Source organism: Stenotrophomonas sp., assembly GCF_035634915.1.
GTDB lineage: Bacteria > Pseudomonadota > Gammaproteobacteria > Xanthomonadales > Xanthomonadaceae > Stenotrophomonas.
This window is the reverse complement of record NZ_DASQCB010000013.1, coordinates 34,499-56,156: the sequence shown is the minus strand read 5'-3', so window position 1 is coordinate 56,156 and position 21,658 is coordinate 34,499. Positions and strand designations below refer to the sequence as shown.

Sequence of the window (21,658 nt, the reverse complement as noted above, 5' to 3'; positions counted from 1 at the left end):
CCTTGGGCGAAAGTTGGCAGCGGCGTCAGTCGCCGTGCGAAAGCATCTGGAAGCCGCGATGCAGTTCGGCATCGCGGGCCTTCTCGAAGGCATGGCGGGCTTCGTCTGCCTGCAGGAACAGCTCGCGCCGCAGCTGCGAGCGCGCACCGACGCGGCCGCTCTCGCGCAGCAGTTCCCAGCCGCCGAACAGGTCCGGCTGCAGGCTCAGGCGCAGGAAGCGCGGTGCCTGCGCGCCGGCATCGGGATGTTGCAGGTAGACGTGCATGGGCCGATTGTATCGCCCCGGGGGCACGGCTCTACAACGGCGTGCCCAGCACCTTCAGCACGGCCGCTTCATCCACGTCCGGCACCACTTCGGCCCGGCCCATGCCGCGCCACAGCACCAGGCGCAGGCGGCCGGCCACGTTCTTCTTGTCCAGCCGCATGCGGCCCAGCAGGGCCTGCGGGTCGAGCCCGGCGGGGATCGTCACCGGCAGCTGCAGCTTTTCCAGCAGCGCCTGCAGGCGTACGCGGTCGGCATCCTCGGCCAGGCCCAGGTCGGTGGACAGCTTCGCCGCCAGCACCATGCCCACGGCCACGGCCTCGCCATGGTTCAGTGCGTCGCGGCCCGGCGCCGAATAGCCCTGTTCGGTCTCGATGGCGTGGCCGAAGGTGTGGCCCAGGTTGAGCAGGGCGCGCTCGCCCTTCTCGAAGGGGTCGCGTTCGACGATGGCGGCCTTGTGCCGGCAGCTGCGCGCGATGGCCTCGGCCAGCACCGCGTCCTCGCTTGCCAGCAGCGCATCAGCGTGCTGCTGCAGCCATTCAAAGAACACCGCATCGCCCAGTGCGCCGTACTTCACCACTTCGGCCAGGCCGGCACGCAGCTCGCGCGGCGGCAGGGTGGCCAGCACGCGGGTATCGGCGATGACCGCGCGTGGCGGATGGAAGGCGCCCACCAGGTTCTTGCCGGCGGGGATGTCCACGGCCGTCTTGCCGCCCACCGAGGAATCGACCATCGCCAGCAGGGTGGTCGGCAGCTGCACGCAATCCACGCCGCGCATCCAGCAGGCCGCAGCGAAACCGGCCAGATCGCCGACCACGCCGCCGCCGAGGGCGAACACGCAGGCATCCCGGGTGGCGCCCAGTGCGGCCAGTGCTTCGATGGCGCGGCCGAACTCGGCCAGGGTCTTGGAGGCCTCGCCGGCCTGCAGCACGTGCTCGCCGACGATCAGGTCCGGGCGCGCGGCCAGCAGGGTCTGTTTCACGGCGGCCAGGTAGCGCGGGGCGACTTCGCTGTCGCTCAGCAGCAGCACGTGGCGGCCGCGCACGTGCGCGGCCAGCGCAGCGCCGTCGGCCTGGGTACCGGCGCCGATGGTGATGGAATAGGGGCGGTCGCCGCCAACGGCGACCTGCAGCGGGGCGGGGGAGGTCATGCGGTCAGGTCCTGGCGCTGCCATTGCGTGGCCAGCTTGACGACAAGCTGTGCCGTGGCGTCGGCAGCGGTGTACGGGTCGGTGTCGAGAGTGATGTCGGCCAGCGCGTGGTACAGCGGATCACGTGCCGCAGCCAGATCGTGCAGGACCTGCTCGCGGTCCGGGCGCTGCAGCAGCGGGCGCCCCTTGTCGCGGGCCAGCCGTTCCAGCTGTGCGGCCACGCTCACATGCAGGTGCACCACGAAGCCACGCTGGGCGATCAGGGCGCGGTTGTCCGGGTCCAGCACGGCGCCGCCGCCGGTGGAAACCAGCTGGCCCTGGCCAGACAGCACCTGGGCCAGCGCCTGCCGTTCATGGGCGCGGAAGCCGGCTTCGCCGGAGTGCTCGAAGATGGTCGGAATGCTGGCCCCGGCCGCATCGACGATGGCCTGGTCGACATCGACGAAGTCCAGCGTGAAGCGCTCGGCCAGGCGGCGGCCGATGCAGGTTTTGCCGGCGCCCATCGGGCCGATCAGGATCAGGTTCGGAGCAGGATTCATGCCCGTTGATCCTACCACTTCCACACCTCCGGCCTGGCAGGATGGTTGCGGTTGGAAGCATCGGTGGTGCGCGGCTAGCGAACCGCCTGCACCTGGCGCTGGCCGTCCAGCACCACCACATGGTCGGCGCGATCGGGCAGGGCGCGCAGCGCCTGCCGGCTGACCCGTTCGTAGTACTGCACGAAGCGCTCCAGCTGCGGGCGGCTCATGCCGTGCCGGCCAGGCTGGGCGGCCTGCAGGTTCTGTTCCTGCTGCCAGCGCCAGCGCGGTACCACCGAGAAATCCGGCGGCTGCAGGAACCAGAGGCGGTCGCAGCGCTGCCACAAGGCCGGATAGTCGTGGGCCAGGGCCTGGTTGCACCAGCGCCGCCAGCGGCCATCCGGGTCGGCCTCGCGCTCCAGCGCGTTCAAGGGGCTGTCCAGCTCGGCATCGTCCTGCGCGGGCGTGCCGAGGAACCAGCCTTCGAACACCAGCAGGTCCAGCGGGGCCTCCAGCGTGGACCACTGCGCTTCTGGCAGGCGCTCATCGGCCAGCTTGTCGAAGCGCGGCAGCGCCAGCGGCTGGCGCGCGGCCACCGCGTCCAGTACGGCGTGGGCCAGCGGCAGGTCGTGGGTGCCGGGCGGCCCACGGGTGATCAGCAGCGGATGTACCTGGCGGGCCAGGCGCTGGCGTTGCGCGCGGGTCAGGTAGACATCGTCGATGGACAGGGCCGCCGCGTTCAGGCCGCGCAGGCGGGCGCGGGCGACCACCTGTGCCGCCAGCGTCGATTTGCCGCTCCCCTGCACACCGCTGATGGCCAATACTGGCACCGTGGCACCACTGGCCAGCGCGTCATCCAGCGCCTGTTCTGCAAGTGTTTCAGGGAATCCTTTCACCAGGGGCATGTACGCAGCAGCAACCATGCCGCCACAATAGCCCAATCCGTGTGAGAACAAGCGAACCATGAGCGACCTTTACGCCGAAGCCCTGTCCACCTTTGCCGCCCTGTTCGACGAGGCGAAGCAGAGCCGCGAGGTCGAACCCAACGCGATGACGGTGGCCACCGCCGATGCGCAGGGCCGCCCCTCGGCGCGCACCGTGCTGCTGAAGGCCTTCGATGAGCGCGGCTTCGTGTTCTACACCCACCTGGACAGCCACAAGGGCCAGGAGCTGCAGGCCAACCCGCAGGCGGCCCTGCTGTTCCTCTGGCGCAGCCTGCGCGAGGCCGGCATCCAGGTGCGCATCGAAGGACGCGTGGAGCAGGTAGCCGACGTCGAAGCCGATGCGTACTTCGCCAGCCGCCCGCGCATGAGCCAGATCGGCGCATGGGCGTCGCAGCAGTCCAGGACGCTGGCCACGCGCGAGGAATTCGATGCGCGCGTGGCCGAGGTGGAAGCACGCTTCGAAGGTCAAGACGTCCCGCGCCCGGATGGCTGGAGCGGCCTGCGCGTGGTGCCCGACCGCATCGAATTCTGGTACGGCGCACAGTTCCGCCTGCACGAGCGCTGGTGCTATGAAGCCGGTGCCGAGGGGCGCTGGAGCAAGCGCCTGCTGTACCCGTGATCGACGCTGCGCCGGCCATCCGCCAGGCCACGCCGGCCGATGTGGCGGTGTGGGCGCAGCTGCGGCTGGGCCTGTGGCCCGATGCCGATGACCCGCTGCGGGAACTGGAACAGTCGCTGGCCGACCACGATGGCGCGGTGTTCCTGGCCTGCCTGGCCGATGGCGAGGCCGTGGGCTTTGCCGAAGTGCGGCTGCGCCACGATTACGTAAACGGTACGGACACATCGCCGGTGGGCTTTCTGGAAGGCTGGTACGTGCAGCCAGCGTGGCAGGGCCATGCCCTCGGCCGGGCCCTGCTGGTGGCCGTGCGGGACTGGACGCGTGCGGCCGGCTGCCGCGAACTGGCCTCGGACAGTCGCGTCGAGGATGAGCGCGCGCATGCCGCGCACCGTGCCTGCGGTTTCGAAGAGACCGAGCGGGTGGTCTACTTCCGCATGGCGCTGGACGCAGCGTCGCCCCGGTAACTGATTTTTGTAGCGTCGAGCCATGCTCGACTGATTCTGCTTGGTTGGCATTTGGCGAAGCGAGCGTGTCGACCAAGGTCGACACCTACCAATACCCTCGCCGTGTCGGCCAAGGTCGACACCTACCGGGGGGCTGTCAGCAGTCCTTCCAGCACCTCCACGTCCACAGGGTCGCGCTGTGCAGCAGTCATGAAGCGTTGGCCGAAGACATCCCACAGCCGGCTGTGCAGGAAGAAGCGGAACAGTTCTGCATCCAGATGCTGCTCGTTGCACATCAGGGCCATGATGCGCAGGGTTTCGCTGAGGGGCTTGGCCGGCTTGTAAGGGCGATCCGCGGCCGTGAGTGCCTCAAATACATCACACAGCGCCATGACACGGTCCAGGATGCCCAGCTGATCGCCGGGCAGGCGCCGTGGGTAGCCCTTTCCGTCCAGCCGCTCATGGTGGGTGGCGGCAAGCTCGGGCACCTGCTCCAGGCCCGGTGGCCACGGCAGGGCCTTGAGCATGATGTAGGTCTGCACGATGTGGTTGTTGATGCGGAAGCGATCTTCTTCGGTCAGGGTGCCGCGGCGGATGGCGAGGTTGTACAGCTCGCCGATGTTCTGCTGGCAGGGCGGCAGCACCATGTTGAACCCGAGCGTGTTGCGCGGGTCGTCCGCTTCCACGGCGGGTCGGTCACTGCCCCACGGTACGCGGTGTTCGGGCAGGTCCTGCAGCAGGGTGCTCGCTGCCGGCAGCGGCGGCGCGTTCGGGCGCTGTGTTTCCAGGTGGCGAAGCTCGGCGGCGGACAGCCCCAGGCGGTCGTCGAAGTGGCGCTGCCACGGTTGCTGGCCGATGGCCTGCAGCCGTGCGATGGCCTCATCAGCCATGAACTCGCCGCCCACGTTGCAGCCGGCCACGAATGCAAAATCATCCTGCAGTTGCTGCTGTCGGCTGGCGAGCTGCGCTGCACTTGTCTCGCCACGCGCGGCGGCCAGCTGCGCATCGCGCCACAGGATCTCGAAGCGCAGGCGTACCTCGTGGATGCGGTTGCGGATGACTTCCAGCTTGGTCGCCTTGTCCACGATGTGCTCGGGGCTGATGACCTTGCCGCAGTCATGCAGCCAGGCACCGATCCGGAACGCCTCGCGCTCACCCTCGCTCAGGCGGAAGCCGGCATAGCCGCCTTCCTCGGTCTGGTGCAGGTGTTCGGCCAGTTCAATGGCCATCTGCGGCACGCGCTCGCAGTGGCCGCCGGTGTACGGGCTCTTGGCATCGATCGCATCGGCCAGAAGGCGGATGAGTGATTCGAACAGCTGCCGCTGCGCCGCAGACAGCTGGCGGGTCTCGATGGCCACCGCCAGCATGCCCGAAAGCCGTTGGGCGAACTGCAGGAAGGCGGCGTCGGTGTGGGCGGCATCGGTGGGATGTTCCAGCACCAGCAGGCCCTGCAGGTTGCCTTGGCGGCCGTGAAGCGGCAGCCGCAGCTGATCGGGCGGTGGCTGATCCTGCACCTCGGTGCTCGGCCAGGCCATGTGTGCAGGCAGGGGCGTGCGCAGCGTTCCGACCTGGCCTGCGCACTGCAGTTTCCCCGATGTGGCGTCGGGCAGAAAGACGGCCGCTGCACGTGACTGCGTTGCCTTGACCATCTCTTCCAGTACCCGCTGCAGCATGCGTTCCATCTGCGGCTCGGTGGCCAGGCATTCGGTCAGGTCCAGGAACGCGGCAATGGTGCCGCCCATGTGCTGGATGGCGTGCGACAGCTCGCTCACCTCGCGCACGCGGCTGGCCGGCAGTGGAGCGCCGGAAAAGTCGAAGCGTGCAATGCGCAGGCTGCGTTCGCGCAGGCCCACCAGGCTGCGGCCCAGGGCACGCCCGGCCAACCAGCCCAGCGGCAGCAGCAACAGCGTCAACAGCAGCGCCAGCGCCAATGTCTGCGCGGCGCGCCGACGCGCGTCGGCCGCCAGCTCGTCCAGTGGCAGGGCCTCAAGCAGGTCGAACGTCTGGCCGTGCCCGGCCTGCAGCTGTGAGCGCAATCCGATCCATGTCCGTCCTGCAATGTCGAACTGCACCGGGGTGCCACTGCGGGCGGCACGCGACTGCGCCTGCGTCAGAGCAGAGTCGCGCAGTTCCTGCAGTGAAGTCGTGCCGACCGGCAGCGTGCTGGCAACGATGTCGCCGCTGCCATGCAGCAGGGCCAGTTGGGTAGCAGGCGTGGTGCGCAGTGTGGACAGCACCTGCGTCAGGTCGTCCAGCGCAATGTCAATGCCAACCACCGCATCTGCGGTGCCGGCGCTTTCGCTGAGGGTGACACCCATGCGGCCGGTCGTTGCGAAGCGGTAGGGCGCGGAAACGTGCACCTTGCCCGGGCTCTGCAGGGCCCGCTGGTACCAGCCGCGTTGGCGCGGATCGAAATCGTGGCTGGGCCACGGCCGTGTCTGCAGCGCCCGGCCCTGCGCGTCCATGAAATGGAAGCGGGCCTGGTGCGTGCCGTCCGCCTGTTCGCTGAGCGTCTGCAGCAGCGCGTCGGCTGCGGCGGGCGCGGCCACGCGCTGGCGTACGGCCGGCACCGCCAGTGTCCGGGCCAGAAGAAGGTCTCCATTGGGGTAGGCCACATATACAGACGCTGCCACCGGCGCCGCACGCAGGGCGGCCAGCAGGGGCGCGGCGTTGTCCAGCCGGCTGCGTTCGTCCGCCAGTGTCGGCAGCTGCCCCGCACCGATCTGGCCCAGCGCGATCTGGGCAGGCGCAAACTGCAGGCGCAGCTGTTCGGCCAGCAGGGCCGCATCGCGCACGCTGCGTTGCCGTGCATCTTCGCCCAGGCGCTGGTAGGTGGCGATCACCCCCCAGCCGATCAGCAGTGCAGCCACCAGGGCCATGCAGGTCATGGTCAGGGCGGTGATATGGACGCGGATACGGAACTGTCTGGGGGCAGCGGTGACACGACTCATCAAGCGTCCTTGTACTGCGGTAGTGCTGTCAGGAACGCGATGTCGCGAATGGACCGGCCAGCTTCATCTGCGGGCAGGCCGCCATCAGGCACACTCCGCGCCGGATTCTCTGCCTGGAAGGTGTGATGCTGCCTTGGCGTTGCCTGTTTGCCGTCCCGTCCCCGCGCGGCGGTGTTGAAGGTCTGCTGTTGCTGCTCGCCCGTATCGTGGCGGGGGTGATGTTCTGCGTATCCGGTTGGAACAAGGTGTTCACCGACGCTGGGCGCGAGCGCATGGTGCATACGCTGGTTGATGCGGGCATTCCGTTCCCGGTGTTCAGCGCGCCGGTGCTGGGCGCTATTGAATGGATTGCTGGCGGTCTGCTGGTGCTGGGGCTGCTGAGCCGTCCTTCGGCATTGCTGCTGGCGGCAATCTGCGCGGTGGCGGCGCTGACCGATGGCATCGCGCGCATTCCTGCCGGACTGAGCGTGCCGGACTGGTTGAGCTGGTTTTTCTACCTGAGCGAAGTGCCGCTGGGCGTGCTCCTGCTGTGGATTGCGGCCGTGGGCAGTGGGCGGTTTGCCATCGAGGGGCGATGGTCGCGCTGATGGCGCGGGCGCTTCGTTAGCATCGAGCTTGCTCGACTGTCTTCTCGACGCGACACAATCAGCCGATCGTGGGCTCGGCTCTACAGACCCTCCGCGCGCAGCCAGCGCCACAGCGTGGTGCGTGACACACCCAGCGCCTGGGCCATGCCTTCACGGTCGTTGCGGTGTTCCTGCAGCAGCGCCTGCAGCTGTGGGCGCTGCGGGCGCTTGCCGTTGCTTTCCAGTGGCAGCGCCGTCGCGCCTTCGTTCACCAGCTCCGGCGCCAGCTGCAGCAGGCGCGCGGCATCGATCAGCCCTTCGCCCGGCTGCCAGTGGATGCGCAGGCGATCCATCAGGTTGCGCAGTTCGCGCACGTTGCCGGGCCACCCGGCGGCGGTCAGCATGCCCATCGCGTCCTCGGCCAATGGCGCGTCGATCCCGCGCAGCTGGCGGAAAAAGTGTTGTGCCAGCACGGGAATGTCACCACGCCGCGCGCGCAGCGAGGGCAGGGCGATACGCAACGCGGCCAGCCGGTAATACAGGTCGCGTCGGAAGCTGCCGGCCGCCGCGCGCTGTTCCAGCGACTGCAGGGTGGCGGCAACCACGCGCAGGTCCACCGGCGTCGGTTCGGTAGCGCCCACGCGCAGCACCTCGCGTTCTTCCAGCACCCGCAGCAGGCGGGTCTGCAGCGGCAGCGGCAGTTCGCCGATCTCATCCAGGAACAGGGTGCCGCCGTCGGCTGCCTCGACCAGGCCGACGCGTCCACCGCGCCGCGCGCCGGTGAAGGCGCCGTCGCTGTAGCCGAACAGCTCCGCTTCCAGCAGCGACTCGCTGATCGCGCCGCAGTTCAGCGCGACGAAGCGGCCTCGCCGGCCGCTGGCCGCGTGCAGCTGGCGCGCGACCAGTTCCTTGCCGGTGCCGGTTTCGCCGGTGACCAGTACGGTGCTCTCATGCGGTGCGTACAGCGCGATCTGCGCGCGCACCTGGGCCATCGCCTCGCTGTCGCCGAGCAGGGCATGCGCATCACTGCGCGGGGCGGCGCGCCGGCGCGGGGCCGGGCGGCTGCCACCGGAGCGGGCCAGTGCCTGGGTCAGTTCCAGCGCGTGTTCGAACGCGTGCCGTACCGAATCGGCCGAGTACAGCAGCACGCCCGGCAGGCCCATCTGTTCTGCGTGGTCGATGGCCATGCCGGTGCCGACGATCACCTCGATGCCGTTGGCGCGCAGGTCGGCGATGCAGTCGCGCGCATCCTCGCGGGTGACGAAGCGGCGATGCTCGATGTCCAGGCCGAAGCTGTGCTGGAAGTTGCTGAACACCGGTACGTCGCTGGCGTGGGTGACCAGGCCGATGCGCGGGGCGATGCGGCGGGCGCGGGCCAGTGCCTCCATCAGGTCGAAGCCGTTGGCCTGGATCGGCACCAGCGGCAGTTCCAGCCGCCCGCGCAGCCAGGCCGCGTTGGAGCCGCCGGCAATGACCACGTCGCAGTGCTCGCGGCGCAGGCGCTGGCCGATCACATCCACCGCTTCCTCAAAGCCGAGGTTGATCTGCTCGATGCGTGCGCGACGGTCGAACTCGGGGATCACATCGCCAAGCAGGCCGGTCAGGCGCGAGACGCTGACCGTCCAGATGACCGGGCGACCGGGGTCGGCATCGGCGTGGCGCAGGGGCGAGCGGGGCAGGTACATGGCGGCGGCAACCGGAAATGATGTTTCATGATACATCTGTTTCAATGTTTCATTTGTTTCACCATTGCGGCACAGTCATGCCTTTGAAATCAACCGGTTGCAGCTTGGCATGGTGCTTGCGCCCTCCATCCCGTTCCCAACCTGGATTGCCGCATGACCGCTTCCCCCCCTTCTTCCGCCGGTGCCCGCTTCCGTGAGGCACTGGCTGCCGAATCGCCGCTGCAGGTGATCGGCGCGATCAACGCCAACCACGCCCTGCTGGCCAAGCGCGCCGGCTTCCGCGCCATCTACCTGTCCGGCGGCGGCGTCGCGGCCGGTTCGCTGGGCCTGCCGGACCTGGGCATCAACACCCTGGAAGACGTGCTGATCGACGTGCGCCGCATCACCGATGTCTGCGACCTGCCGCTGATGGTCGACATCGACACCGGCTTCGGCCCGAGTGCGTTCAACATCGCCCGCACCGTGAAGTCGCTGATCAAGGCCGGCGCCGCCGCCTGCCACATCGAGGACCAGGTCGGCGCCAAGCGCTGTGGTCACCGCCCCGGCAAGGAAATCGTCTCGCAGGGTGAAATGGTCGACCGCGTGAAGGCCGCCGCCGATGCCAAGACCGATCCGGACTTCTTCCTGATCGCCCGCACCGACGCCATCCAGGTGGACGGCGTGGACAAGGCCATCGAGCGCGCCATCGCCTGCGTCGAGGCTGGTGCGGACGGCATCTTCGCCGAGGCCGCCTATGACCTGGACACCTACCGCCGCTTCGTCGATGCGGTGAAGGTGCCGGTGCTGGCCAACATCACTGAATTCGGTGCCACCCCGCTGTTCAGTCGCGACGAACTGGCCTCGGCCGGCGTGGCCATCCAGCTGTTCCCGCTGTCGGCCTTCCGCGCCGCCAACAAGGCGGCCGAGAACGTCTACCAGTCGGTGCGCCGCGACGGCCACCAGCGCAACGTCGTCGATGCCATGCAGACGCGCGAAGAGCTGTACGACCGCATCGGCTACCACGCCTTCGAACAGCAGCTCGACGCCCTGTTCGCCGCCAAGAAATAAGCAGTACCCTGCACTATCAGTTTTCGGAGGGAAAACATGAACGATACGACCGCAACCCCGACCTTCAAGCCGAAGAAGTCCGTCGCCCTGTCCGGCACCGCCGCCGGCAACACCGCGCTGTGCAGCGTGGGCCGCAGCGGCAACGACCTGCATTACCGCGGCTACGACATCCTGGACCTGGCCAACACCAGCGAGTTCGAGGAAATCGCCTACCTGCTGGTGCACGGCAAGCTGCCGACCCGCGCCGAACTGGTTTCGTACAAGGCCAAGCTGAAGTCGCTTCGCGGCATTCCGGCCGCGGTGAAGGCGGCGCTGGAAGAACTGCCGCCGTCGGCGCACCCGATGGACGTGATGCGCACCGGCGTGTCCGTGCTCGGCTGCGTGGCGCCGGAAAAGGATGACCACAACCATCCGGGCGCGCGTGACATCGCCGACAAGCTGATGGCCTGCCTCGGCTCGATGCTGCTGTACTGGTACCACTGGAGCCACAACGGCCGCGCCATCGACGTGGAAACCGACGACGACTCCATCGGTGGCCACTTCCTGCACCTGCTGCACGGTGACAAGCCGCAGGATTCGTGGGTGAAGGCGATGCACACCTCGCTGATCCTGTACGCCGAGCACGAGTTCAACGCCTCGACCTTCGCCTGCCGCGTCATCGCCGGCACCGGCAGCGACATGTACAGTGCGATCTGCGGTGGCATCGGCGCGCTGCGCGGCCCCAAGCACGGCGGCGCCAACGAAGTGGCGTTCGAAGTGCAGAAGCGCTACGACAACCCCGATGAGGCCGAGGAAGACATCAAGGCCCGCGTCGAGCGCAAGGAAGTGGTGATCGGCTTCGGCCACCCGGTCTACACCGTGTCCGACCCGCGCAACAAGGTGATCAAGGACGTGGCCCGCGAGCTGTCCGAAGAACAGTCGAGCATGAAGATGTACGACATCGCCGAGCGCCTGGAAACGGTGATGTGGGACATCAAGAAGATGTTCCCGAACCTGGACTGGTTCAGCGCCGTCAGCTACCACATGATGGGCGTGCCGACCGCGATGTTCACCCCCCTGTTCGTGATCGCCCGCACCGCCGGCTGGAGCGCGCACATCGTCGAGCAGCGCATCGACGGCAAGATCATCCGCCCGAGCGCCAACTACACCGGCCCGGAAGACCGCGCGTTCGTCGCCATCGACAAGCGCGTCTGATCCACCTGCTGTACCCATCCGGCCGGCCACGCGCCGGCCGGATGCCTTCGTTGCCGCTGCCGCGGCACCCGGCCCGCCCAAAGTACTCCGCCAGCCCATGAATACCGATTACCGCAAGAACCTCCCCGGCAGCACGCTGGACTACTTCGACGCGCGCGCCGCCGTCGATGCGATCCAGCCCGGTGCCTACGCCACGCTGCCGTATACCTCGCGCGTGCTGGCCGAGAACCTGGTGCGCCGCTGCGACCCGGCCACGCTCACCGATTCGCTCGCACAGCTGATCGAGCGCCGCCGCGACCTGGATTTCCCGTGGTTCCCGGCACGCGTGGTCTGCCATGACATCCTCGGCCAGACCGCGCTGGTGGATCTTGCCGGCCTGCGCGATGCGATTGCCGACAAGGGCGGTGACCCGGCCAAGGTCAATCCGGTGGTGCCGGTGCAGCTGATCGTCGATCACTCGCTGGCAGTGGAATGTGGCGGTTTCGATCCGCAGGCGTTCGAGAAGAACCGCGCCATCGAGGACCGCCGCAACGAAGACCGTTTCCACTTCATCGACTGGACCAAGCTGGCGTTCCAGAACGTGGACGTGATCCCGCCGGGCAACGGCATCATGCACCAGATCAATCTGGAGAAGATGTCACCAGTGGTCTACGTGCAGGACGGCGTAGCCTTCCCCGATACCTGCGTGGGCACCGACAGCCACACCCCGCACGTGGATGCGCTGGGCGTGATCGCCATTGGTGTTGGCGGCCTGGAAGCGGAGAACGTGATGCTGGGCCGCGCTTCGTGGATGCGCCTGCCCGACACCGTCGGCGTTGAACTGAGCGGTCGCCCGCAGCCCGGCATCACCGCCACCGACGTGGTGCTGGCCCTGACCGAGTTCCTGCGCAAGGAACGCGTGGTCGGCGCCTGGCTTGAATTCTTCGGCGAGGGTGCGGCGGCACTGACCATCGGTGACCGCGCCACCATCTCCAACATGTGCCCCGAATACGGTGCCACCGCCGCGATGTTCTACATCGATGCGCAGACCATCGATTACCTGCGCCTGACCGGCCGCGAGCAATCGCAGGTGGCGCTGGTGGAGAACTACGCACGCACCACCGGCCTGTGGGCCGATGACCTGGCGACCGCGCAGTACGAGCGCGTGCTGCGTTTCGACCTGTCCAGCGTGGTGCGCAACATGGCTGGGCCGAGCAACCCGCACAAGCGTGTGGCCACCGCCGAGCTGGCCGAGCGCGGCATCGCCGATGAAGCCAAGCTGGCGGCGGGCCGTGGCGAACAGGCGCAGGGCCTGATGCCCGATGGCGCGGTGATCATCGCGGCCATCACCAGCTGCACCAATACCTCCAACCCGCGCAACGTGATCGCCGCGGCGCTGCTGGCGCGCAACGCCAATGCACGCGGCCTGCAGCGCAAGCCGTGGGTGAAGTCGTCGCTGGCACCGGGGTCGAAGGCGGTGCAGCTGTACCTGGAAGAATCCGGCCTGCTGCCCGATCTGGAACAGCTGGGCTTCGGCATCGTGGCCTTCGCCTGCACCACCTGCAACGGCATGAGTGGCGCGCTGGACCCGAAGATCCAGCAGGAAATCATCGATCGCGACCTGTACGCGACCGCTGTGTTGTCGGGCAACCGCAACTTCGATGGCCGCATCCACCCGTATGCCAAGCAGGCCTTCCTGGCCTCGCCGCCGCTGGTGATCGCCTACGCCATCGCCGGCACCGTGCGCTTCGATATCGAAAAGGACGTGCTGGGCGTGGATGCCGAAGGCAACGAAGTGCGCCTGAAGGACATCTGGCCGAGCGATGCCGAGATCGACGCCGTGGTGAAGGCTTCGGTGAAGCCGGAGCAGTTCCGCAAGGTCTACAACCCGATGTTCAACGTGCGCGTGGAGCATGGTGCGGCGGTCAGCCCGCTGTACGACTGGCGCCCGCAGAGTACGTACATCCGTCGTCCGCCGTATTGGGAGGGCGCACTGGCCGGTGAGCGCACGCTGTCCGGCATGCGCGCGCTGGCAGTGCTGCCGGACAACATCACCACCGACCACCTGTCGCCGTCCAACGCGATCATGGCCTCCAGCGCTGCAGGCGAATACCTGGCGAAGATGGGCCTGCCGGAAGAGGACTTCAATTCCTACGCCACCCACCGCGGTGACCACCTGACCGCGCAGCGCGCCACGTTCGCCAACCCGAAGCTGTTCAACGAGATGGTGCGCAACGACGACGGCAGCGTGAAGCAGGGCTCGCTGGCGCGCGTGGAGCCGGAAGGCAAGGTCATGCGCATGTGGGAAGCGATCGAGACCTACATGGACCGCAAGCAGCCGCTGATCATCATCGCCGGCGCCGACTACGGCCAGGGCAGCTCGCGTGACTGGGCCGCCAAGGGCGTGCGCCTGGCCGGTGTGGAAGCCATCGCGGCCGAAGGCTTCGAGCGGATTCATCGCACCAACCTGATCGGCATGGGCGTGCTGCCGCTGGAGTTCAAGCCGGGCACCACGCGCCTGACCCTGGGCATCGACGGCACCGAGACCTTCGACGTGGTGGGCGAGCGCACCCCGCGCGCCGAGCTGACCCTGGTCATCCACCGCCGCGACGGCCAGGACGTGGTCGTGCCGGTCACCTGCCGCCTGGACAGCGACGAGGAAGTGGCGATCTACGAGGCGGGCGGCGTGCTGCAGCGCTTCGCCCAGGATTTCCTGGAAGGCAGCAAGGTGGCGTAAGGCAGCAGGCAGCGGCCTTGTATCGAGTTGCCGCCATGCTGGCTTCGGCCTGCATGGCGGTGGTCACGGAGGAGAGGGGCGTTGCCCCATCTGCATGGGAACGGCGTTCTACAACATCGCAGGCACGGTCAACACGGCTTTCATCCTGCTGAGCCTGTTGGGTGTGGGCGCGCAGTTGCGCCTGGTGCGCAACCGTCGGGAACGTGCGGACACGACTGACAGCGCCACGGCAGTGCTGTCGCTGAATCAGTTCACGGTCAGCTTCCTGGCCTACCTGTCCTTCTTCGTCTATGGCTACAGCGTCACGCCGTTCAATCACTTCATTGTCTGGCCGCGCTTGCTCGCGTCGGTGCTGGTCATGGCCATCCTGATGGAGATCTGGCGTGACCGCCGGAGTCGGTCCGCCACGACCAGTCTGTTGGCAGCCGCGCTGCTGCTGATGTGCGCGCTGGCCGGTCTGGCCTGGGGTGATCGTTACGTGGACGAGGGCAGGGTGGTGGCCAGCGCGATGATCGTGGTCATCACTGCCTTGCTGGCGCAGGGCTACACGCATCAGATCCTGCTGATCCTGCGCAATGGCCACACCGGTGCAGTGTCGCTGCGGATGAGTCAGTTGATCCTGCTGATGGACCTGTCCACGATCGTATTTGCCTTCGCCATGGGTCTACGGATGGGATGGCCGTTGCTGCTGGCAGTGGTGAGTAGCAGTACCAAACTGGTCATCCTGTATCTGTTCCGATGGCAGCAAGGGACGTCCGCGCGGGCGCGGCGAAGTAATGCTGGGGCGCCTGCGTGATGGCGAAGACCTCTTTAAGGAAAGGCTGGCGCTTTCTGCCCTTGTCGTTGCCTTTGGTGCCTCGCAGACCGTCGCGTGACGGTTCCGCAGTGGAGGTGTGTATGGTCAATGTCAACGTGGTGCTGACTGATGAACTCAAGCAATTCGTGGATGAGGATATTCGGGAAGGCGGCTACGCCAGCGCTTCCGAATATGTCCGCGACCTTGTCCGTCAGCGAAGACGTATCAAGACTGAGGATCTGCTACGCCAGTTGACCGCGGAGGGCGTGGATTTGGGCGGCTCCGGCTCCTCCGCATCCGGGGTACTTCCAGAAACTGCTTGAGCGCGCATTGAATCGAAAGCGAACCAGTACGGCTGGCCGACCCCAACGGGGGCGCAAGGCCCCCCCACGAGTTGTTTCATTGCAAACAGGAACCCGATCCATGACCTTCCTCCCGCAACTCCGTATTCCCGCCACCTACATGCGTGGTGGCACCAGCAAGGGCGTGTTCTTCCTACTGCAGGATCTTCCCGTCGCGGCCCAGGTGCCCGGTCCCGCGCGCGATGCGCTGCTGATGCGCGTGATTGGTTCGCCCGATCCGTATGGCAAGCACACCGACGGCATGGGCGGCGCGACGTCCAGCACCAGCAAGTGCGTGATCATCTCCACCGCCTCGGTGCCCGACCACGACGTGGATTATCTGTACGGCCAGGTGTCGATCGACACCGCCTTCGTCGACTGGAGCGGCAACTGCGGCAACCTCAGCACCGCCGTCGGCCCGTTCGCGATTGCCAACGGCCTGGTCGATCCAGCGCGCGTGCCGCGCGATGGCCTGTGCACCGTGCGGATCTGGCAAGCGAATATCGGCAAGACCATCATCGCCCACGTGCCCATGTGCAACGGCGAAGTGCAGGAAACCGGTGATTTCGAGCTGGATGGCGTCACCTTCCCGGCGGCCGAGATCCAGCTGGAATTCATCGATCCGTCCGACGACGGCGATGCCGGTGCGATGTTCCCCACTGGCAACCTGGTCGACACCCTGGACGTGCCGGGCGTGGGCAGCTTCGAAGTGACCATGATCACCGCGGGCATCCCCACCATCTTCCTCAATGCTGCCGATCTGGGCTACACCGGCACCGAGCTGCAGCCGGCCATCAACGAAGACAAGGCGGCGCTGCATAAGTTCGAGACCATCCGGGCCCATGGCGCATTGCGCATGGGCCTGATCTCGAAGCTGGAGGACGCCGCCACCCGCCAGCACACGCCGAAGGTGGCGTTCGTGGCGCCGGCACAGGATTACGTATCGTCCAGTGGCAAGGCCATTCCGGCTTCGGCCATCGACCTGCACGCGCGTGCGCTGTCGATGGGCAAGCTGCACCACGCGATGATGGGGACTGCGGCCGTCGCCATTGGCACTGCGGCAGCGATTCCGGGCACCCTGGTCAACCGCGCGGCCGGTGGCGGCGAGCGCGAAGCAGTGACGTTCGGCCACCCTTCCGGGACGCTGCGGGTCGGCGCCCAGGCCGGGCAGGTGGACGGCCAGTGGACGGTGACCAAGGCGATCATGAGCCGCAGCGCCCGGGTGCTGATGGAAGGCAAGGTGCGGGTACCCGCCGAGTAATGCCCTGGTAGATGCATGAAGCCCCGGTAGCTGCCCACCTTGGTGGGCAGGCGCGCGCCAGCGCCCGCCCGGGGTCCAGCGCCAACCAAGGTTGGCGGCTACCGGGTTCCGGGCGGGACCCGGTTTCCGACCGCCTGGGCGTCAATTCCCTGGCGCGGCGCGCCTATAATGGCCGCCTCGATCAAGGAGTGACGACATGAGCGGTCCGGCACGGCGGAAGCGGTGGGGTTGGGCGGCGGCGGTACTGGCAGGAGGCCTGTTGCTGGGCCTGGCCGGTTGTCGCAATGACAGCGGGCAGCTGCCCAAGGCCAGCGGCGAAGCCATCGCCACCAAGGCCGAGCAGGTGAAGGAGTTCACCCTGCTGCGCGCCTACCCGGACCAGAAGAGTGAAGGCCTGTCGCTGGCGCTGGAATTTTCGCGCCCGCTGGTCGGCACCCAGGATTTCGACAAGCTGGTGCGCTTCGAGCAGAAGGTCGGCACCGACGACAGCAGCTGGACGCTGTCCGACGACGGCCTGACCCTGCGCTATCCCTTCGTCGAAGCCGGCAAGGAATACAGCCTGGTCGTCTCCGAAGACCTGCTGGCCGCCGACGGCAGCCGCCTGGGCAAGGAACTGAAGCAGAAGGTGTTCAGCGGCGAACTGAAGCCGGTGGCCGGTTTCGCTTCGCAGGGCAGCGTGCTGCCGGCCAAGGACAGCCGCGGCCTGCCGGTGGTCTCGGTGAACGTGCCCGAGGTGGACGTCGAGTTCCTGCGCGTGCGCGAAAAGGACCTGCCGACCTTCTTCAGCCAGTACCAGCGCGGCGGCCGCCGTGGCAGCTGGGAACTGAGCAGCGACTACGAGCGCAGCCCGATCAACAAGCTGGCCGAACCGGTCTACGTCAACCGCTTCATCCTGGGCGGCAAGCAGAACGAGCGGGTGCTGACCTACCTGCCGACCCAGGACATCAAGGAGCTGCAGGAGCCGGGCCTGTACTTCGCCCTGCTCAAGCGCACCGGTGACTACGAAGGCGAGTTCGATACCGCGTTCTTCTCGGTCAGCGACATCGGCCTGCACACCCGTGCCTACAAGGACAAGCTGTTCGTCCACACCGCCGCGCTGAAGGACGGTGCGGCGCTGAAGAACGTCGACCTGCGCGTGCTTGATGCCAAGGGCGAGGTAGTGCTCAAGGGCAGCACCGACAGCAACGGCAACGCGCTGCTGAACTACACCCTGGAGGCCACCCACGTGCTGGTGGCCAGCAGTGGCAAGGACACCAGCTTCCTGCCGTTCAACCAGCCGGCGCTGGACCTGAGCGAATTCGCTGTGGCCGGCCGCGACAACGCCTGGTTCGACGTCTATGCCTGGTCCGGTCGCGACCTGTATCGCCCCGGCGAGACCGTGCGCCTGTCGGCCCTGCTGCGCGACAACGACGGCAAGCCGGTCGGCGGGCCTGGTAAAAGCGTCCAGCCGCTATTCCTGCGCCTGAAGCAGCCTGACGGCAAGACCTTCCGCGAGACCCGCCTGCAGCCCGGCGACCAGGGCTACATCAATTTCGAGCAGACCATCCCCGCCGAGGCGCCGACCGGGCGCTGGCAGGTGGAATTCCGCACCGACCCGGCCAGCAAGGAAGCGATCCAGGGCATGACCCTGCGCATCGAGGAGTTCCTGCCCGAGCGCATGAAGCTGGACCTGGACAGCGCGCAGAAGACGCTGAAGCCGGGCGAAGACCTGCGCCTGCAGGCCAACGGCGCTTACCTGTATGGCGCGCCGGCCGATGGCAACCGCTTCACCGCGCGCCTGGCCGTGGCCGCCGAACAACAGCCGGTGGAAGGCCTGCCGGGCTACTTCTTCGGTGACCCGACCCTGCAGCTGCCGCGCGAAGCCAAGGACGTGGTCGACACCACGCTGCCGGCCAATGGCCAGCTGCGCGAAGACGTGGCGCTGCCGGAAGAGGCGGCCAAGGCCAAGGCGCCGATCGCCGTGGTGCTCTCGGGCAGCCTGTATGAAACCGGTGGCCGCACGGTCACCCGCACCCTCAAGCGCGTCATGTGGCCGGCCACTGCGCTGGTCGGTGTGCGCCCGCTGTTCAACCCCGAGGACGGTGCCGATTCCAACGGCAACGCGCGCTTCGAGCTGATGCGCGTCGATGCCGCCGGCAAGCCGCAGCCGGCCAAGGGCCTGAAGGTGACCCTGGTGCGCGAACTGCGCGACTACCACTGGACCTTCAACGACAACCGCTGGGACTACGATTTCACCCGCCGCTTCGAGAACAAGGAAACCCGCACCGTCGACGCCGGCAGCAGCGCGGTCGCCTTCGATTTCCCGGTGGAGTGGGGCGAGTACCGGGTGGACGTGTTCGACCCGACCACCGGCCTGACCAGCCGTTACCCGTTCCGCGCCGGCTGGAGCTGGGGCGATGACAACCGCGGCCTGGATGCACGCCCGGACAAGGTCAAGCTGGGCCTGGACAAGACCGGCTACAAAGCCGGCGACACCCTGCAGGTGACGGTGACCCCGCCGCATGCCGGTAAGGGCATCCTGATGGTCGAGAGCGACCACATGCTGTACGTGCAGGAGATCGACGCCAAGCCGGGTGCCACCTACAAGATTCCGGTCACCGCCGACTGGGAGCGCCACGACGTCTACATCACCGCCCTGGTGTTCCGTGGCGGCAGCGCGCCCAGCAAGATCACCCCGGCCCGCGCCGTGGGCGTGGTGCACGTGCCGATGGACCGCAAGGGCCGCACCGTGGCCGTGGGCCTGGTCGCGCCCAAGCAGATGCGTCCGGAACAGGACCTGCCGGTGACGGTCAGCGCCCCGCAGCTGGCCGGCAAGACCGCGCACGTCACTGTCTCGGCGGTGGACGTGGGCATCCTCAACATCACCCGCTTCCCGGTGCCCGATGCCGGCGCGCACTTCTTCGCCCAGCGTCGCCTCGGCATCGATGCCTACGACATCTACAGCCGGGTGATCGAGAGCTTCGACGGCAGCAACGGCAAGCTGAAGTTCGGCGGCGACATGGCCCTGCAGGCGTTGCCGCAGGCCAAGCGGCCGACCGCGCGCGTGCAGACCGTGGACCTGTTCTCCGGCCCGGTGCAGCTCGATGCCAAGGGCAATGCCCGCATCCGCCTGAAGGTGCCCGACTTCAATGGCACCCTGCGCGTGTCCGCGCTGGTCTACAGCGATGACCAGTACGGCAAGCGCGATGTGGAAACCATCGTGCGCGCACCGATCCTGGCCGAAGCCAGCATGCCGCGCGTGCTGGCGCCGGGTGACCGCAGCACTGTCACCCTGGACGTGCAGAACTTCACCGGCAAGCCTGGCCAGTTCAACGTGAAGGTTGACACCGAGGGCCCGCTGAACCTGGGCGAGGGCAGCCGCAGCGTGCAGTTGAATGCGGACGCCAAAACCACGCTGAGCTTCCCGCTGTCGGCGCGCGAGGGCAACAGCGTGGCCAAGGTGCGGGTGCGCGTGGATGGCAATGGCTTCAAGGCCGACCGCCGTTACGAGCTGCCGGTGCGTGCAGCGTGGCCGCAGGTGGTCCGTTCGCAGGTGCGCACGCTGGATCCGCTGGCCACGGTCAGTCTGGACGGCGGCCTGGCCGATGGCCTGATGGCCGAGTCGGTCAATGCGCGCCTGCTGGTCAGCCCGCTGCCGCCGATCCCGTTCGCCAGTGCCCTGCAGGGCGCGCTGAACTACCCCTACGGCTGTGCCGAACAGACCACCAGCAAGGGCTACGCCGCGCTGATCCTGGACCAGGCGACTTCGTCGATGCTCGGCACCGACGGCCTGGATGCCAAGACCCGCCGCGAGCGCATGGAAGGCGCGTTCGGTCGCCTGGCCTCGATGCAGGTGGCCAACGGCAATTTCTCCATGTGGGGTGACGACGGCTACGTGAACCCGTGGCTGACCCCGTACATCACCGAGTTCCTGCTCGATGCCAAGGACGGTGGCTTCGCCGTGCCCGACAACGTGCTGCAGAAGGCGCTCAACCGCCTCAGCGAGGACCTGCTGTCCGGCGGCAACCAGTTCTACGGCCAGGATGACCGCGAGAAGCTGAAGTTCGCCAACCAGGCGTATTCCGGCTACGTGCTGGCCCGCGTCAACCGCGCGCCGCTGGGTACGCTGCGCACGCTGTACGACAACGAGCGCGGCAAGGCGGTCGGTGGCCTGTCGCTGGTCCACCTGGGCGTGGCGTTGTCGCTGCAGGGCGATGCCAAGCGGGGCCAGGCGGCGATTGCTGCCGGCTTCGCCAAGTCCAGCAGCGAGCGTCCGTCGTACTTCGGCGATTACGGCAGCGCCATCCGCGATGACGCGCTGATGATCGCGCTGACCCATGAAAACAAGCTGGCCAAGCCGGCCTGGGATGCGCGCGCGGTCGATCTCGGCCGCGGCCTGGATGCCCGCCGCAATGCCGGCTGGATGTGGCTGAGCACGCAGGAGCAGGTGGCCATTGCCCGCCTCGGCAAGGCACTGGCCGCCAACCAGAAGGCGCTGGTGGCCGGTGAACTGGTGATCGGTGGCAACAGCGAAGCCATCGGCGAGCGCAAGCTGTTCGGCCGCAACTTCACCGGCAGCGAACTGGCCAGCGGCGTGCGCTTCACCCCGCAGGGCCAGCCGCCGATGTTCGCCAGCATCGACGTGGCCGGCATCCCGCGCAGCGCGCCTGCGCCGGACAACAGCGTGCTGGGCGTCGAGCGGACCTACTTCGGCACCGACGGCAAGCCGTGGACGCCGCGTCCGCTGAAGGAAGGCGAGGCGCTGATCGTGCGCGTCACCATCCGTGCCGATACGCAGATGCCCGATGCACTGCTGACCGACCTGCTGCCGGCCGGCCTGGAGATCGAGAACTTCAATCTGGGCGACGCCAAGCAGTGGGCCGATGTGGTGGTCGATGGCATCACCGTCAGCGACCGCAGTTCGGCATCGGACACCAAGCACGAGGAGTTCCGCGATGACCGCTATGTGGCCGCGCTGAAGCTCTCGCGCGGTGGCAAGGCCAACGTGTTCTACCTGGTGCGTGCGGTCACCCCGGGGACCTACTCGGTGCCGCCGCCGCTGGTGGAAGACATGTATCGCCCGCAGCTGCGTGGCGTGGGCCGCAGCAACCCGACCACGATCACGGTGGTCCAGCCGTGACCGCGGGGACGGGCCGCGACGGCGCGGCCCGTCCTGCCGGCACGCT

At 67.6% G+C, this 21,658-nt stretch carries 16 protein-coding genes; 10 read left to right on the top strand and 6 right to left on the bottom strand.

What is annotated here, in order from left to right; genetic code table 11:
- Positions 1-25: 25 nt before the first annotated feature.
- The 4 genes from VER16_RS10620 to VER16_RS10605 form a co-directional block, all read right to left on the bottom strand.
- Entirely contained in the window at positions 26-265 is a 240-nt protein-coding gene (locus VER16_RS10620; RefSeq protein WP_106468857.1) for a WGR domain-containing protein, read from the bottom strand.
- A gap of 31 nt (positions 266-296) precedes the next feature.
- Entirely contained in the window at positions 297-1,412 is a 1,116-nt protein-coding gene (gene aroB, locus VER16_RS10615) for a 3-dehydroquinate synthase (RefSeq protein WP_324807921.1), read from the bottom strand.
- Positions 1,409-1,951 (bottom strand): shikimate kinase, encoded by a 543-nt coding sequence (locus tag VER16_RS10610; protein ID WP_324807919.1) that lies wholly within the window; start codon positions 1,949-1,951, stop codon positions 1,409-1,411. Before VER16_RS10610 ends, aroB begins: the two co-directional genes overlap by 4 nt.
- Positions 1,952-2,025: 74 nt before the next feature.
- Positions 2,026-2,853, bottom strand: a complete 828-nt coding sequence (locus VER16_RS10605) for a kinase (protein WP_324807917.1) — start codon at positions 2,851-2,853, stop codon at positions 2,026-2,028.
- A 40-nt stretch (positions 2,854-2,893) separates the two neighbouring features.
- Between VER16_RS10605 and pdxH the strand changes: the two genes are divergently transcribed.
- Both pdxH and aacA read left to right on the top strand, forming a co-directional pair.
- Complete coding sequence (gene pdxH / locus VER16_RS10600) at positions 2,894-3,493, top strand: pyridoxamine 5'-phosphate oxidase (RefSeq protein WP_324807915.1); 600 nt, start codon at positions 2,894-2,896, stop codon at positions 3,491-3,493.
- Entirely contained in the window at positions 3,490-3,957 is a 468-nt protein-coding gene (gene aacA / locus VER16_RS10595) for an aminoglycoside 6'-N-acetyltransferase (protein WP_324807914.1), read from the top strand. Before pdxH ends, aacA begins: the two co-directional genes overlap by 4 nt.
- A 122-nt stretch (positions 3,958-4,079) precedes the next feature.
- Here aacA and VER16_RS10590 read toward each other — a convergent pair whose 3' ends face one another.
- On the bottom strand, positions 4,080-6,887 hold the full coding sequence (locus VER16_RS10590; RefSeq protein ID WP_324807911.1) for an HD domain-containing phosphohydrolase: 2,808 nt from the start codon (positions 6,885-6,887) through the stop codon (positions 4,080-4,082).
- A 125-nt stretch (positions 6,888-7,012) separates the two neighbouring features.
- Here VER16_RS10590 and VER16_RS10585 point away from each other — a divergent pair, with 125 nt between their 5' ends.
- The gene (locus VER16_RS10585) at positions 7,013-7,474 is read left to right on the top strand and encodes a DoxX family protein (RefSeq protein WP_324807910.1); all 462 of its coding nucleotides are present in this window, start codon (positions 7,013-7,015) and stop codon (positions 7,472-7,474) included.
- A gap of 80 nt (positions 7,475-7,554) precedes the next feature.
- Here the strand turns inward: VER16_RS10585 and prpR are convergent, their stop codons facing one another.
- The gene (gene prpR, locus VER16_RS10580) at positions 7,555-9,138 is read right to left on the bottom strand and encodes a propionate catabolism operon regulatory protein PrpR (RefSeq protein ID WP_324807908.1); all 1,584 of its coding nucleotides are present in this window, start codon (positions 9,136-9,138) and stop codon (positions 7,555-7,557) included.
- 153 nt (positions 9,139-9,291) lie between these two features.
- Here prpR and prpB point away from each other — a divergent pair, with 153 nt between their 5' ends.
- The 7 genes from prpB (at position 9,292) to VER16_RS10545 (ending at position 21,612) form a co-directional block, all read left to right on the top strand.
- Positions 9,292-10,185 carry a methylisocitrate lyase gene (gene prpB / locus VER16_RS10575; RefSeq protein WP_324807906.1) on the top strand — a complete coding sequence of 298 codons (894 nt, stop codon included), beginning with the start codon at positions 9,292-9,294 and terminating at the stop codon, positions 10,183-10,185.
- Between the two features lie 36 nt (positions 10,186-10,221).
- Positions 10,222-11,379: a bifunctional 2-methylcitrate synthase/citrate synthase gene (prpC, locus tag VER16_RS10570; protein ID WP_324807904.1), complete on the top strand. Its 1,158-nt coding sequence runs from the start codon at positions 10,222-10,224 to the stop codon at positions 11,377-11,379.
- Between the two features lie 97 nt (positions 11,380-11,476).
- Positions 11,477-14,095 carry a Fe/S-dependent 2-methylisocitrate dehydratase AcnD gene (acnD, locus tag VER16_RS10565; protein WP_324807902.1) on the top strand — a complete coding sequence of 873 codons (2,619 nt, stop codon included), beginning with the start codon at positions 11,477-11,479 and terminating at the stop codon, positions 14,093-14,095.
- Between the two features lie 94 nt (positions 14,096-14,189).
- On the top strand, positions 14,190-14,891 hold the full coding sequence (locus VER16_RS10560) for a hypothetical protein (protein WP_324807900.1): 702 nt from the start codon (positions 14,190-14,192) through the stop codon (positions 14,889-14,891).
- A gap of 101 nt (positions 14,892-14,992) precedes the next feature.
- Positions 14,993-15,214, top strand: coding sequence for a ribbon-helix-helix domain-containing protein (locus tag VER16_RS10555; RefSeq protein WP_324807898.1), 222 nt, complete (start codon positions 14,993-14,995; stop codon positions 15,212-15,214).
- Between the two features lie 100 nt (positions 15,215-15,314).
- Positions 15,315-16,493 (top strand): 2-methylaconitate cis-trans isomerase PrpF, encoded by a 1,179-nt coding sequence (prpF, locus tag VER16_RS10550; protein WP_324807896.1) that lies wholly within the window; start codon positions 15,315-15,317, stop codon positions 16,491-16,493.
- Positions 16,494-16,689: 196 nt separating this feature from the next.
- The gene (locus VER16_RS10545) at positions 16,690-21,612 is read left to right on the top strand and encodes an alpha-2-macroglobulin (protein WP_324807894.1); all 4,923 of its coding nucleotides are present in this window, start codon (positions 16,690-16,692) and stop codon (positions 21,610-21,612) included.
- The last annotated feature ends 46 nt before the right edge of the window (positions 21,613-21,658 follow it).